The organism is Pedobacter fastidiosus, assembly GCF_014306625.1.
Lineage (GTDB): Bacteria > Bacteroidota > Bacteroidia > Sphingobacteriales > Sphingobacteriaceae > Pedobacter > Pedobacter fastidiosus.
Window position 1 is genome coordinate 1 of record NZ_JACRYL010000029.1, and the last position, 14,248, is coordinate 14,248.

Here is a 14,248-nt window from a genome sequence, read left to right on the forward strand (position 1 = left end):
CTGCTTTTTTCAAGCAACAACTCTGGGGGTCAATTTAAAATTGGCGAAAGGGGGTCAAATTTATTGGTATATGCAGAGTACTGATGAACAGGCGGAAAAGGGATATTCTTTGAGAAGCCAAAAGGACGTACTTGAAAAATATTGTTTTGGTAATGGAATTTTAGTTAGAAAAATCTACACCGAGGATCATTCCGCAAAAACATTTAACAGACCAGAATGGAGGAAATTTATTACCTTCCTCAAGAAAACAAAAAAAAACTTGAGTCTGGTATTATTTACAAAATGGGACAGATTTAGCAGAAATGCTAGCGATGCTTACCAGATGATATCTCTTCTAAAAAAACTTGGCTCAGATCCACAGGCGATTGAGCAACCTCTGGATATGGATGTCCCTGAAAATAAAATGATGTTGGCCATCTATCTTACAGCGCCAGAAATTGAAAATGATCGTAGGGGATTAAATACAAGGGCAGGAATAAGGCAGGCCAAAAAAGAGGGACGGTGGACAGGTCCTGCCCCACTTGGATATATAAATCGCACCCACCTGGATGGCAAAAAATTTATAACTCCTAAACATCCTGAGTCAGAATTAATAAAATGGATATTTAGCCAGATTGAAAAAGATACTTTTTCATGTGAGGAAACATTCAGGATGGCGATTAGAAAGGGTTTGAAATGCAGTAAGAATAACTTTTATCACCTTATTAAAAATCCAGTTTATTACGGAAAAGTAATCGTTCCAAAATATAGGGATGAGGAAATGATTCTGGTTACTGGAAACCATGACCCCTTGATAGAAAAAAAACAGTTTTGGAACGTTCAGGATATTTTATCAAAGAAAGCAAGAAAAAAGGGTACCTCTCTAACAGTTCCTGAAGATCTGCCGTTAAGAGGTTTTTTAAACTGTACAGATTGTACCCGCAAACTTACGGGAAGCGCACGTAGGGGTAGCAAAAAACCTATTTTTTATTATCATTGCAGATCTGAGTGCGGCGTGAGGTTTAGGGCTGACACTGTTCTTATTGAATTCAGAAACTGCTTAGCTGAGCTCAATCTAAGGGAAGAATTTAAACCGTTTATTAAAATTGCAATTGATGATTGTTACAGCAATGAAATGTCTGAAATAATAGAAGACAGAAAAATGTTCATTCGGGCAACCGAAGCAATTAAAAACAAACTGACTAAAGCAAGAAACCTGTTACTCGAGGGCGAGCTCGAGCTAGCAGAATATCGCCAGATAAAGCTGGATTGCAGTGAAAACACACAGCAATATGAAGATAGGTGGAACGCAAAAGGAAAAAGACACAAATTATTCTCCCAAGATTACATCATCAAAGATGCGGCGATGAATTTAATCAACGATATGGCTATTCTTTTTTGTGAATGCAATATTGAGGAAAAACGTGAGCTCTTGAGTCTTCTTGTTGACAAGACATTAAAATTTGAAGGTAAAAATTTTGGACAAAAAGTTTTCAACGATGATGTTCATTATATATTTATGGAAAATCATCAAAATTTTTAATCTTTTTGCTATTCTTCTGCTTCGCTCTTGAACTTTTTAAAAAAAATCATTATCTTCTGTTATTGAATCAATTAACCAAATTAATGGATGAGAACAGCAGATTTATATATCAGAGTGAGTACAGATGAGCAGGCTGAAAAAGGATATTCTTTAAGAAGCCAACAAGATGTTTTACAGAAATACTGTGAACTGAATTTAATTAAGATAAGGGAAGTTTTTATAGAAGATTATTCGGCCAAAACTTTTAAAAGACCAGTGTGGCAAAAATATTTGGTATTTATCAAACGAAATAGAGGAAAGGCCAATCTTCTTTTATTTACGAAATGGGATAGATTTAGCCGCAACACGAGTGACGCCTACCAAATGATATCCTCTTTGAATAAGCAGGGGATAGAGCCTCAAGCTATTGAACAGCCACTGGACTTAACTGTGCCTGAAAATAAAATGATGCTCGCTGTTTATCTCACAACCCCAGAAATCGAAAATGACAGGCGAGGATTAAATACGAAGGCTGGAATTAGACAGGCAAAAAAAGAAGGTCGGTACACCGGACCCGCTCCTCTTGGTTATATTAATAGAAGTTACGAGGATGGCAAGAAATACATTACTTATAAGCAACCTGAAGCAAATGCTATTAAATGGGTGTTTGAAGAATATTTAAAAGGAATTTATTCTGGAGAATATTTACTTAATCAGATAAACCGACAGGGAATTAAATGCAGTAAGAACAATTTCTATAACCTGCTTAAAAACCCTACCTATATGGGCAAGATTCTCGTTCCGTCCTATCGAGATGAACCTGAAAGGATTGTCGATGGCCAGCATCAGGGGATAATCACGGAAGATCAATTTTATCAGATCCAGAAAATTTTAGCCATTCGCAAAAAAGAACAGCCTAGAATGCCAGTTTCCAGTTCTGAGGATCTGCCGTTAAGAGGATTAATAAAATGTCCTAAATGTACAAGATCGCTTACAGGTAGTGCCTCTAAAGGGAAAACCCGCTACAGCATTTACTATCACTGCAGGTCTTCATGTGGTGTAAGATATCGAGCTGAGGATGTGAATAATTCTTTCCGGGATTATTTAACATGCTTTATTCCTAGAAACCCTGACCAGCTTATCAAGGAAATTGTTGAAGATTACAAAGGTAATTCCAAAAGTTTAAAAAATGATAGAAATCTTGTTTTGAATAAAATTAGAGACTGTAATCAAAAGCTCGAAAGAGCAAGAGAACTGCTTTTGGAAAACGATCTTGAGCCATCTGAATACCGAGATATTAAAGAGGATACTTTACAAAAGATTACAGCTCTAGAAAGAGAACTTGTGCCTATTGAACCTCGAAATCGAAGAATTTCCGATATCTCACCCATTTTAATTAAAGCAATGGCTACACTCGGAAAAATCGATAATCTGTATGATGAAAATTCAGCTGAATCAAAGAAATTAATCGTCACAACTCTTTTTCCGCAAAAATTGACATACAATTTAGGTATAGGTCGAACCCAAAAGTCGAACTCTTTCGCCGAATATATCTTCTTGAAAAATAGCGAGTTAAGGGCAAAAAAAAAGGGACAAAACCATTCGAAAATGTCTTTGTCCCATACGGGGTGGCTGATGGGGCTCGAACCCACGACCCTCGGCACCACAAACCAATACTCTAACCAACTGAGCTACAACCACCGTGTTTTTTAGTGTCACAAAAGTACGATTTTTAATATTTCTTGCAAATATTTTTATACTCCTAAATAAAAAAAACTATTAAAACTCTATTATTCAATTATTTGAATTTCAATTCCACCATTAAAAAAACTTAAAATAGCTTATTTTGATGCTAAAAACTTAGATTTGCACCGTTTATGATCGAGATTTACACAGACGGAGCAGCAAGCGGAAACCCAGGCCCAGGTGGTTATGGAACCATTTTGAGAGCCGGCCAACACTATAAAGAATTAAGTGGAGGTTTTAGAATGACCACAAATAACCGAATGGAACTACTTGCCGTAATCAAGGGTTTAGAAGCATTAAAAAGTTTAAACCAGCAAGTAACCGTTTACTCAGATTCTAAATATGTTGTAGATGCAGTTGAAAAAAAATGGGTATTTGGTTGGGTAACTAAAAACTTTAAAGATAAAAAGAACAAAGATCTATGGATTCGTTTTTTAGAACTTTACAAACTGCACAAGGTCAAATTCATCTGGATTAAAGGCCATAACGATCATCCAGAAAATGAACGTTGCGATCGTTTAGCCGTTGCAGCATCACACGATAAACAGAATTTGGCAATAGATACTTTTTTTGAAGTAGAGCGTAATAAAGCTACACTTTTATAAAGACATCAGCTCATATTTTTGCCAATACTAAATACCACATAAGAAGAAACTGTCCCACTCTTTATAAAAAAGTATGTTTTATAAAGAGATAAGCAAACCTAATCTATGCCTCCAATAACCCCCAGATCTTCTAAAGTTGTTTCGGCCTTTTCCGTAACACTGCTAAATTTTGAAGTATAAATAAGCATCATTTCTTCGGCTTTTTCTACCATCAGTTTAGATCCAATAAAAACAGGAACTCTTTGGTGCAACTCCGTCGGAACAATATCAAGTACGCGATCGAAACCTGTACTCGCCTTCCCTCCTGCCTGTTCTATAATAAAAGCCATTGGATTGCACTCATACAGAAGCCTCAATTTTCCATTGGGAGAGCGTGAAGTTGTTGGGTAAATATAGATCCCGCCCTTGATTAAATTCCTATGAATATCTCCAACCATAGAACCAATATATCTAGAAGTATAAGGTCTTTTAGTTGCATCATCTTCTACTTGGCAATATTTGATATATTTTTTAACTCCATCTGGAAAATGAACATAATTACCTTCGTTTACCGAATAAATGTAACCGGTTTCCGGAATTCTCATTTGTGGATGTGATAAGCAAAACTCACCAATAGATGGGTCTAGCGTAAATCCGTTAACGCCAACCCCAGTCGTGTAAACCAACATGGTTGAAGAACCGTAAATAATATAGCCAGCAGCTACTTGTTGCGTACCTTTTTGCAAAACATCCTCAATTGTTGCTCTTCCTACGGTAGATTTTCTTCGATAAATAGAAAAAATTGTACCAACCGCTACGTTAACATCGGTGTTAGACGAACCATCTAAAGGATCGATACAAACAATATATTTTGCATTTTGAGAAACAGGAGATTCGATATGGATAATCTCATCTTCTTCTTCGGTAGCTACAATACAACACTCACCACCACTCGTTAATGCAGCAATAAACTGTTCATTGGCATAAACATCCAACTTTTTTTGCTCCTCACCTTGAATATTTGTGGTACCCATGTCGCCCAAAATATCAACCAAACCTGCTTTGTTAACCTCTCGATTTACAATCTTAGCGGCTATGCCCATATCTCTTAACAACCTAGAAAGTTCACCTTTAGCATAAGGGAAATCTGCCTGTTTTTCTATAATGAATTGTCCTAGTGTTTTAACGCCACAAACCATACTTAGTGTACTTTTTACATTATCTACCCGATAACTCTATAACCTCTAAGGTATGAATATTTTCTTCAGAAATGCAAAACCGAACCAAAGTTCTTACTTTATGCCAGCCATGTTTTCCAGCTGCACCGGGGTTTATATGCAAACATTTTATCTTTTCATCGAACATTACCTTCAAAATATGCGAATGCCCGGTTATAAATAATTTTGGTGAGTTAGTGTATAATTCAGACTTAACCGACATGGCGTATTTACCCGGATAACCTCCTATATGCGTCATTAAGACGTTTATTCCCTCGCAACTAAATCGATTTTGTTCTGGAAACGCTGATCTAATCTCTAGATCATCTATATTTCCAAACACGCCACGAAGGGGTTTAAAGTCTGCCAATGGCTTTGCCACATTTGGCCCAAAATCACCAGCATGCCAAATTTCATCACAACTTTCGAAGTGTTTAAATACAGCATCATCCAAGTATCCGTGGGTATCAGAAATTAAACCTATTTTTTTCATCAAGGAGCAGCATTTTAAAGGATTTTAAGATTTTCAAGATCAATATGCATCAAAAATTAATGGCACAAATATAATTATACAGTTGACAAAGACGACAGTGCCTAAACTTACGCCATCTATCCCCGAAAACAGAAACTCTAATACAAAATAAAAAAATCTTCAAGACATTAAAACCCCATCTAATAACTATTGGATTAAGTTGGGAATGAAGAATCGCAGAAAAAGACTAGCTCTTGGAAAGCATATAGTTAAAGCGACTTATATCAAGGCCGACAATTGGACTTCCTCATGTCCTTTCTGCGCAGGCAGGAATCTTAATGCCTTATGAGTTCAACTCCCTTTATGTGCTTTGAAAATCAAACCTTAATCCTGCCTTATCCTTAAATCCTAAAAATCCTGCTCAGAGGGCCAAGAAAAAATCCTTCAACAACTTCTTGTACTCCTGTGTATGTTGCTTAAGTGATTCATAGATATAGAAATCCCGTTCAATCTGATCAACCTCTTCCTTGCGCAGACAAACCATTTGTCTGAAAGTCGGCTTATCCTTATCCGAATGCATGCTAATCCTTTCTCTAAGAAAAAAACCATATTTTGGAGCTAAACCAATAACATAATCCGCTTGCTTCACCGGAAGTATTAACCAGAAACATCCTTTATCATTTAACATATCAGAAGATTTTCGAATTAACATTTCAAAAAAATCATGATCTGCATGTCGGGCTATCCCTTTTCTGGCTTCTTCATTCTTCAAATCATTTACGAAGAACGGCGGATTGGAAACAATCAAATCATAATGATCTGTACAAGAATAATCTTCAATAGAAATATGAAATGCCGATAGGCGCTGAGAAAAGGGTGAATTTTTAAAATTATTTGAGGCAGTTACTGCAGCTTGTTCGTCTATTTCAACGGCATCAATATTGGCATTATTAAAACGTTGCGCCAACATTAAAGCAATTACACCCGTACCCGCTCCAATGTCTAATATCCTTTTTGGTTTAGGATGAAAAACAGAAGCAGCCAACAATACGCCATCCGTATTAATTTTCATGGCGCAACCAGATTGATCAACATCAAACTGTTTAAATTTAAAAATGCTCATTTAGCCATCATTTTTTCTCGTTCAGCTTGGTCAACTTTCATAGCGCTTGGCATATTAAAGCTGATAAAGCTATTGAGTTATCTATTTCTCGTACAACTCCAACGGCAAGCCATCTGGGTCTGCAAAAAAGGTGAATCTTTTCTCCGTAAATTCATCTATCCTAATCGGCTCGGTTACAATTCCATGTGCTGATAATCTTGCAATCTCGACTTCAATATTATCCACTTCGAAAGCCAAATGACGTAAGCCTTGCGCTTCTGGCCTTGATGGACGAGCTGGAGGATTCTCGAAAGAAAACAATTCGATTTGGTAAACTCCATTTATGGCAAGATCTAGTTTATAAGATTTCCGCTCTTCACGATATACCTCTCCTAATATGGCAAAGCCAAGCTGCTTTACATAAAAATCTTTCGATTTTGTATAGTCTGAACAAATAATGGCTATATGATGGATGCGGTTAAACATATTAAAAAATAAGTGAGTTTTGAATCATTGAATGATAGAGTGTTACAAAGTTGCGTAAAATGATTGAATTTTTACATTAGCATTTACGCCTTTAAAATCTCCACAATGCCCACCAAATCTCGATCATCCTTAACCATTCTTTCATTGAAAACGCTCTTATTCACTCATTAAATATTCCCTCATTAAATTTAAAAAAGCTATTTTTGCAACTTCAAAAAAAAAGCATGATTCATTTCTTCTTAAGTCAATCGCAAGCGGTTTTTGTTCTTCAAACAAATAAAACGCTTACTCCCAATGATATTACTAAACTTGAATGGTTATTTGGCGGCGCCAAAATCTCGTCAGAAACAGCTTTAACAGGCTTTTTTGTCGGACCAAGAGCCGCAATGATTACCCCCTGGAGCACCAATGCGGTAGAGATTACCCAAAACATGGATTTGCAGGGAATCATCCGGATAGAAGAATTTAAGAAAGTTGCAGAAGATTTTTCAGATTACGATCCAATGCTTTCCCAAAAGTACGCTCAGCTTCATCAAGAAGTTTACACCATCAATGTAAAACCTGAACCAATTCTTGAAATCACAGATATTGCTGCTTATAATAAACAAGAAGGTTTATCGCTAAGCGATGAGGAAGTGGATTACCTAAATAATTTGGCAACCAAATTAGAAAGATCCTTAACAGATTCTGAAGTTTTTGGTTTTTCTCAAGTGAACTCAGAACATTGTCGCCATAAAATTTTCAATGGTAAATTTGTGATTGATGGTGTCGAACAACCTTCTTCCCTATTCAAACTGATCCGTAAAACTTCAGAAGAAAACCCGAACGATATTGTTTCGGCCTATAAAGATAATGTTGCTTTTATTAAAGGTCCTGTTGTGCAACAATTCGCACCAAAAAGAGCCGATATTCCTGATTACTACACCACTAGCGATTTTGAATCGGTAATCTCTTTAAAAGCAGAAACACATAATTTTCCAACCACGGTTGAACCCTTTAATGGCGCAGCAACTGGTTCTGGTGGCGAAATTAGAGATCGCTTGGCTGGCGGACAAGGCTCCTTGCCTTTAGCCGGAACTGCAGTTTACATGACGGCTCTTTCTCGTTTAGAAGAAAATAGACCATGGGAAGCTGGCGTTGAAGAAAGAAAATGGCTTTACCAAACCCCAATGGATATTCTAATCAAAGCATCAAACGGTGCGACTGATTTTGGAAATAAATTTGGACAGCCTTTAATCACTGGTTCCGTTCTAACTTTCGAACACGATGAGCATTTCGACAAGCTCAATGTGACACCAAGAAAATTAGGTTACGATAAAGTAATTATGCTTGCCGGTGGCGTTGGATATGGAAAAGCAAGTCAGGCACAAAAACAAAAACCACAAGAAGGAGATAATATCGTAATTCTTGGTGGCGAGAATTATAGAATCGGGATGGGCGGCGCAGCAGTTTCTTCTGCAGATACTGGCCAACATGGCTCTGGCATTGAGTTAAATGCAATCCAGAGATCAAATCCCGAAATGCAAAAAAGAGCAGCAAACGCAGTTCGCGGGATGGTAGAAAGCGAAGAGAACTTTATCGTTTCCATTCACGATCATGGCGCTGGCGGTCACTTAAACTGTTTATCAGAGTTGGTAGAAGAAACCGGTGGATTAATTAATTTAGATAAACTTCCGGTCGGCGATCCAACCCTATCTGCCAAAGAAATTATCGGAAACGAATCTCAGGAAAGAATGGGATTGGTAATCGGAAATGATCATATTGATACCTTACAAAAAATTGCAGATCGCGAACGTTCTCCAATGTACACCGTTGGTAAAGTAACTGGCAATCATCGTTTTACTTTCAAATCTGAAACCTCTGGTGCTAAACCCATGGATTTCGACTTGAAGGATATGTTTGGCAGCTCCCCTAAAATAGTGATGGAAGATGAAACCATCAATCGCAAATATCAGTCAATTACTTACGATTCGGCTACACTAAATACCTATTTAGAGCAGGTATTACAATTGGAAGCGGTGGGTTCAAAAGATTGGTTAACCAATAAAGTAGATCGTTGCGTTGGCGGTCGCGTGGCCAAACAGCAATGTGCTGGTCCATTGCAATTGCCTTTAAACAATTGCGGTGTAATGGCGTTAGATTTTCAGGGAAAAGAAGGAATTGCAACCTCAGTTGGTCATGCCCCACTTTCAGCCTTAATTGATCCAGCTGCTGGTAGTCGCAACGCAATTGCAGAATCCCTTTCCAACATTGTTTGGGCACCTTTAAAAGATGGATTAAAAAGCGTTTCGCTTTCTGCCAACTGGATGTGGGCCTGTAAAAACGAAGGTGAAGACGCTAGATTATATGCAGCAGTTAAAGCTTGCTCTGATTTTGCAATTGATTTAGGAATCAACATTCCAACAGGAAAAGATTCCTTATCCATGAAACAAAAATATCAGGATGGTGATGTAATTGCTCCAGGAACGGTAATAATTTCTGCTGGTGCAAATTGCGACGACATTAATAAAGTAGTAGAACCGGTACTTCAAAAAGATGGTGGCGCTATTTATTACATCAACCTTTCCAACGATTCTTATAAACTAGGTGGCTCATCTTTTGCACAAATTTTAAATAGAATTGGAACCGAAACACCCGATATTAAGGATGCCGGAAAATTAAAAACAGCCTTCAATAACATTCAACAGTTAATTAGGGAAGATAAAATTCAGGCTGGTCATGATATTGGCAGTGGTGGCTTAATTACCACACTTTTAGAAATGTGTTTTGCCGATCGCAACTTAGGGGCTTCAATCGATTTATCTTCATTAGCAGAACAAGACATCATCAAGTTGTTATTTGCTGAAAATATTGCACTGGTTTTCCAAGCAGAGGTTTCAGTAGAAAACACATTAGCGGAAGCAGGTGTAACTTTCCACAAAATTGGTACAGTAAATTCTTCAGCTACGCTGGAAATAAAAAATGCTTCAGAACAATTTAGTTTCGATATCGATCATCTGCGTGATGTTTGGTTCAAAACTTCTTACCTGTTAGATAAAAAACAAAGTGGTGCAGCTAAGGCAAAAGAACGTTTTGACAATTATAAAAACCACACTTTAAATTATACTTTCCCAACTCAGTTTGATGGAAAAAAACCGGTTATAGATTCTACAAAACCTCGCCCTAAAGCAGCAATCATTCGCGAAAAAGGAAGTAATTCTGAACGTGAACTGGCAAACGCAATGTTTCTTGCCGGTTTCGATGTGAAAGATGTACACATGACCGATTTAATCACCGGCAGAGAAACTTTGGAAGACATCCAGTTTATCGGTGCAGTGGGTGGTTTCTCAAATTCAGATGTTTTAGGATCTGCCAAAGGCTGGGCCGGAGCGTTTATGTATAACGAGAAAGCAAAAGTTGCTTTAGAAAAATTCTTTAATCGTCCAGATACACTTTCTGTTGGGGTTTGTAATGGATGCCAATTATTTGTTGAGCTTGGATTAATTAATAAAGACCACGCGGAAAAACCAAAAATGCTTCACAATGAAAGTGGCAAACACGAAAGTATTTTCACTTCTTTAACCGTTGCCGAAAACAACTCGGTAATGCTTTCTACTTTAGCAGGCAGTACATTAGGGGTTTGGGTATCGCATGGCGAAGGCAGATTCTCATTGCCATATGCAGAAGATAAATATAGAATCGTAGCCAAATACGCATACGAAACCTATCCAGCAAGTCCGAATGGTTCTGATTACAACACCGCAATGATGTGCGATGAATCCGGCCGCCACTTGGTTATGATGCCTCACATCGAGCGTTCATTATTTCAATGGCACTGGGCAAATTATCCAAAAAGACGTAAAGACGAAGTTTCCCCTTGGATGGAAGCTTTTGTGAATGCTCGGAAATGGGTTGAGGAAAAGGCATAAGGTTAAGATTTCTTTGGCTTTTCGTCATTCTCGCGCAGGCGGGAATATAATGAGAGAGAAAGAGCATTAAGATCCCCATAATATAACTATCTGATCAAGCTGAGAATGGCCGACTAGGGTAACTGGCAATCGCCCCGCCGCCCCGTCATTCCCGCCCAGGCGGGAATCTTAATGCGAGAGCACAAGAAAAAGCATTAAGATCCACAGTCAAGCTGAGGATGACTGACTAGTGTAACTGGCAATCGCCTCGCCACCTCGTCATTCCCGCGCAGGCGAAAATCTTAATGCGACAGCACAAGAAAAAGCATTAAGATCCACAGTCAAGCTGAGGATGGCCGACTAGGGTAACGGGCAATCGCCCAGCCACCTCGTCATTCCCGCGCAGGCGGGAATCTTAATGCGAGAGAAAGAGCATTAAGATCCACAGTCAAGCTGAGGATGACGACCGTTCATTTTCAGTGGCGATAGTTAGCGCTTAGACAAAGGGCTACAACCTACAGCAAAACAGACATGCACTTTTTAAATAGGCAGGAATCATAGTGCAGGGCACCAGAAAAAGCATTAAAACCCACAGTCAAGCTGAAGCTGGCCGACTAGCGTAACTGGCAATCGCCCAACCATCCCGTCATTCCCGCGCAGGCGGGAATCTTAATGCGATAGCACAATAAAAAGCATTAAGATCCCCAGTCAAGCTGAGGCTGGCCGACTAGCGTAACTGGAAATCGCCCATCCATCCCGTCATTCCCGCGCAGGCAGGAATCTTAATGCGACAGCACAAGAAAGAGCATTAAGATCCCCAGTCAAGCTGAGGATGACGACCGTTTATATTCAGTGGCGATAGTTAGCGCTTAGACAAAGGGCTACAACCTACAGCAAAACAAATATGCACTTTTTAAATAAGCAGGAATCTTAATGCGAGAGCACAATAAAAAGCATTAAGATCCCCAGTCAAGCTGAGGCTGGCCGACTAGCGTAACTGGAAATCGCCCATCCATCCCGTCATTCCCGCGCAGGCAGGAATCTTAATGCGACAGCACAAGAAAGAGCATTAAGATCCCCAGTCAAGCTGAGGAAGACGACTGTCAAAAGCCGTGGTACGTGTCTCCACGTACTACAAAAAGTAAATAAACGAGACTTTTTCAAGCTGTTTCTAAAAATCAGATTTTATTCTTTATGGTTACGTTGATTAATTAAATAAGCTACGTACAAATTTGGGATCCAACAAAGCCAAGCCACAACTCTATAAGCAACAGTAAAATCATTACAAATCAAGATTAGAGGGGTAAGCCAAATTCTGAGCGTAACCGCAGCAAAACAAATTGCATAGCTATATACCATCATTTTTTTATGTTTTTCTACATCACCGTTTTTGATGTGCGAATAGGCATTCCATGTGGAAAAAAACCACAACAAACCTAGAGAAATAAATCCTGCCGAGGCAACAATACCACCCGTTGCAAAAAAACCAATACTAATACCGGCAATAGAACTAAGTAAAACGCATACCATGTAAATTTTACCAATTATCCGGTGAATTTTAATATTCTTTTCCCGAAGTTTTGGACTGAACTGAACCCATCCAATCAATAGTGAAATGCCTCCCAATACGATGTGGGTATAAAAACCGATATTCCAAAACACATTAAGTAGTAACGTTGTAGACTTTGTACTCAACAAACCGAATTTTCGGTCAATAAAAAAATACAGAGAAGGATACAGCCCCACACCTATCGCCAATACGGCAAATAATATCCATAAAATTTTGTTCTTCATATCAGCTAAGAATAATGTTTAATCAAAAGTAAGCGATTAGCTTCATCAAAAACCTTAACTATTGTTAAGGTTTTACTTGATTCAAAAATGAAAAAGTATTTGTATTATTTTAAAAACTGTTCCTATCTGAGCTTATTCATTTGTGATTACCCAAAATCTAAGCGAATTATGACAACAGCTTTTTAGAGAAATTTAATATACTCTCTTAGTTATTCTTAGTTTAAAAGGAGTTTATATGCATTGAGTGAATATGGAGCTTATCCAATTACTTCATCAGGTATCCACCCCTCCTCATTATTAATAATCTTTCTCGACCAGCTCCAGCCATCTACAGACTTAATTTTTTCAATAACATCACCTTGCCCAACATCCAATTCATTAGCTGAATAATATTCTAAAACTCTTCCCGTCTTTCTGTCATTTGCTATTTCCAAAATTTGAATCGGTATCCAGCCTTGATTGTTTTTAAATTCTGCCCATATCCAACCAAGCCATTTATCCTCTTTTTCTTCTTCCCCTAAATCTACAACATCACCCACATTTAAAATAATAGGATTTTCATATTGTCTTTTGTATGCTATCAGGATTTTAAATGTCGTCATTGGATTTCAATCATAAGGTAAACCACATTAATTGGCGTAGCTTGGATTAAACAAACCATGCCTAATGGCTTTTAAAATAAGATCTGGAGTTCGGTTTACTTCCATTTTTCGCATCAACACTTTCATATAACTTTGTATAGTATTTACGCTTAAATCTAGCGCTAATGCAATTTCCTTAACGGTTTTACCCGAACAAACCGTGAGTAATAGTTCTTTTTCTCGTGGAGAAAGGCGAAAATTTATCGTTTCAGACATATGAGATTGCAGCAAAATATCCTTTAAATTCTCACCAACATACAATTTATCCGGCTGGGTATCCACGTATTGGATGGCGTGTTCCAATTCCTCTATAGATGCATTTTTAGATAGATAGCCATTAACGCCCTTATTAAATGCATCCTTCATGATGTTTGGATTGGTTACCGTTGATAATGCGAGAATTTTTAAAGCTGATTTTGATCTGGTCTTTCTACATTTAACAATTACATCTACTCCACTCATGGCTTCAGGCATCAGCATATCAACAATGAGTACGTCAGTTTTGTGTACGTCAAAATCCCAAAAAAAATATTTTGCACTATTATACACTTTTATCGTTTTGATAAAATCGCAGTCGGAGAGTGAAACTTTCAAAAGCTCGGATAGCAGTTGGTGATCGTCTATAATGGAGATGTTCATTGTACTTTTACAGACAAAGATTAATCCATTTCAATAATGATCCTTAAATCGCGAGATAACAACATTAATTTAAGATGATTGATTAATGTGTGTAAAATTGGGGCGTGATACTATGGATAAAAATCCCCAAATTTCCCCAATAATGCCATTAGCATGTAGAAAGTCTTGTTTTCCTAGAA

At 37.9% G+C, this 14,248-nt stretch carries 10 protein-coding genes, 1 tRNA gene and 1 pseudogene; 4 read left to right on the forward strand and 8 right to left on the reverse strand.

From position 1 onward, the window contains the following. Both H7U22_RS20925 and H7U22_RS23515 read left to right on the forward strand, forming a co-directional pair. Positions 1 to 1,522, forward strand: a 1,522-nt coding sequence (locus tag H7U22_RS20925) for a recombinase family protein (protein ID WP_222621923.1), incomplete at its 5' end; no start/stop codon positions are given. Between the two features lie 87 nt (positions 1,523 to 1,609). Beyond that, positions 1,610 to 2,569 (forward strand): annotated as a pseudogene (locus H7U22_RS23515) (recombinase family protein); the annotation flags it as partial. Between the two features lie 559 nt (positions 2,570 to 3,128). Here the strand turns inward: H7U22_RS23515 and H7U22_RS20940 are convergent. Further along, positions 3,129 to 3,202 (reverse strand) — tRNA-His (locus H7U22_RS20940). Positions 3,203 to 3,378: 176 nt separating this feature from the next. On the opposite strand from H7U22_RS20940, the gene rnhA reads away from it, so the two are divergent. After that, on the forward strand, positions 3,379 to 3,852 hold the full coding sequence (rnhA, locus tag H7U22_RS20945) for a ribonuclease HI (protein WP_187073298.1): 474 nt from the start codon (positions 3,379 to 3,381) through the stop codon (positions 3,850 to 3,852). A 98-nt stretch (positions 3,853 to 3,950) separates the two neighbouring features. On the opposite strand, the gene fbp is transcribed toward rnhA, so the two are convergent. The 4 genes from fbp to gloA2 form a co-directional block, all read right to left on the reverse strand. Next, positions 3,951 to 5,030, reverse strand: a complete 1,080-nt coding sequence (gene fbp, locus H7U22_RS20950; protein WP_187073299.1) for a class 1 fructose-bisphosphatase — start codon at positions 5,028 to 5,030, stop codon at positions 3,951 to 3,953. Between the two features lie 19 nt (positions 5,031 to 5,049). Then, positions 5,050 to 5,541: a metallophosphoesterase family protein gene (locus tag H7U22_RS20955; RefSeq protein WP_187073300.1), complete on the reverse strand. Its 492-nt coding sequence runs from the start codon at positions 5,539 to 5,541 to the stop codon at positions 5,050 to 5,052. A gap of 400 nt (positions 5,542 to 5,941) precedes the next feature. Continuing rightward, a complete protein-coding gene (locus H7U22_RS20960; protein WP_187073301.1) occupies positions 5,942 to 6,643 on the reverse strand; it encodes a tRNA1(Val) (adenine(37)-N6)-methyltransferase in 702 nt (233 codons plus the stop codon). Positions 6,644 to 6,724: 81 nt separating this feature from the next. Next, positions 6,725 to 7,108: an SMU1112c/YaeR family gloxylase I-like metalloprotein gene (gloA2, locus tag H7U22_RS20965; RefSeq protein WP_187073302.1), complete on the reverse strand. Its 384-nt coding sequence runs from the start codon at positions 7,106 to 7,108 to the stop codon at positions 6,725 to 6,727. A gap of 173 nt (positions 7,109 to 7,281) precedes the next feature. Here gloA2 and purL point away from each other — a divergent pair, with 173 nt between their 5' ends. Beyond that, the gene (gene purL, locus H7U22_RS20970; protein ID WP_317173017.1) at positions 7,282 to 11,016 is read left to right on the forward strand and encodes a phosphoribosylformylglycinamidine synthase; all 3,735 of its coding nucleotides are present in this window, start codon (positions 7,282 to 7,284) and stop codon (positions 11,014 to 11,016) included. Between the two features lie 1,164 nt (positions 11,017 to 12,180). Here the strand turns inward: purL and H7U22_RS20975 are convergent. From H7U22_RS20975 to H7U22_RS20985, 3 genes are all read right to left on the reverse strand, one after another. Continuing rightward, positions 12,181 to 12,789, reverse strand: coding sequence for a DUF2306 domain-containing protein (locus H7U22_RS20975; protein ID WP_187073304.1), 609 nt, complete (start codon positions 12,787 to 12,789; stop codon positions 12,181 to 12,183). Between the two features lie 257 nt (positions 12,790 to 13,046). Continuing rightward, positions 13,047 to 13,391: an SH3 domain-containing protein gene (locus H7U22_RS20980; RefSeq protein ID WP_187073305.1), complete on the reverse strand. Its 345-nt coding sequence runs from the start codon at positions 13,389 to 13,391 to the stop codon at positions 13,047 to 13,049. A gap of 27 nt (positions 13,392 to 13,418) precedes the next feature. Continuing rightward, the gene (locus H7U22_RS20985) at positions 13,419 to 14,069 is read right to left on the reverse strand and encodes a response regulator (protein WP_187073306.1); all 651 of its coding nucleotides are present in this window, start codon (positions 14,067 to 14,069) and stop codon (positions 13,419 to 13,421) included. Positions 14,070 to 14,248: the final 179 nt, after the last annotated feature.

What these genes read in the sequence shown, in the direction of transcription:
- H7U22_RS20975 (WP_187073304.1), bottom strand. Translation starts at nt 12,789, where the DNA reads ATGAAGAACAAAATTTTATGGATATTATTTGCCGTATTGGCGATAGGT.
- fbp (WP_187073299.1), bottom strand. Translation starts at nt 5,030, where the DNA reads ATGGTTTGTGGCGTTAAAACACTAGGACAATTCATTATAGAAAAACAG.
- gloA2 (WP_187073302.1), bottom strand. Translation starts at nt 7,108, where the DNA reads ATGTTTAACCGCATCCATCATATAGCCATTATTTGTTCAGACTATACA.
- rnhA (WP_187073298.1), top strand. Translation starts at nt 3,379, where the DNA reads ATGATCGAGATTTACACAGACGGAGCAGCAAGCGGAAACCCAGGCCCA.
- H7U22_RS20980 (WP_187073305.1), bottom strand. Translation starts at nt 13,391, where the DNA reads ATGACGACATTTAAAATCCTGATAGCATACAAAAGACAATATGAAAAT.
- H7U22_RS20955 (WP_187073300.1), bottom strand. Translation starts at nt 5,541, where the DNA reads ATGAAAAAAATAGGTTTAATTTCTGATACCCACGGATACTTGGATGAT.
- H7U22_RS20985 (WP_187073306.1), bottom strand. Translation starts at nt 14,069, where the DNA reads ATGAACATCTCCATTATAGACGATCACCAACTGCTATCCGAGCTTTTG.
- H7U22_RS20960 (WP_187073301.1), bottom strand. Translation starts at nt 6,643, where the DNA reads ATGAGCATTTTTAAATTTAAACAGTTTGATGTTGATCAATCTGGTTGC.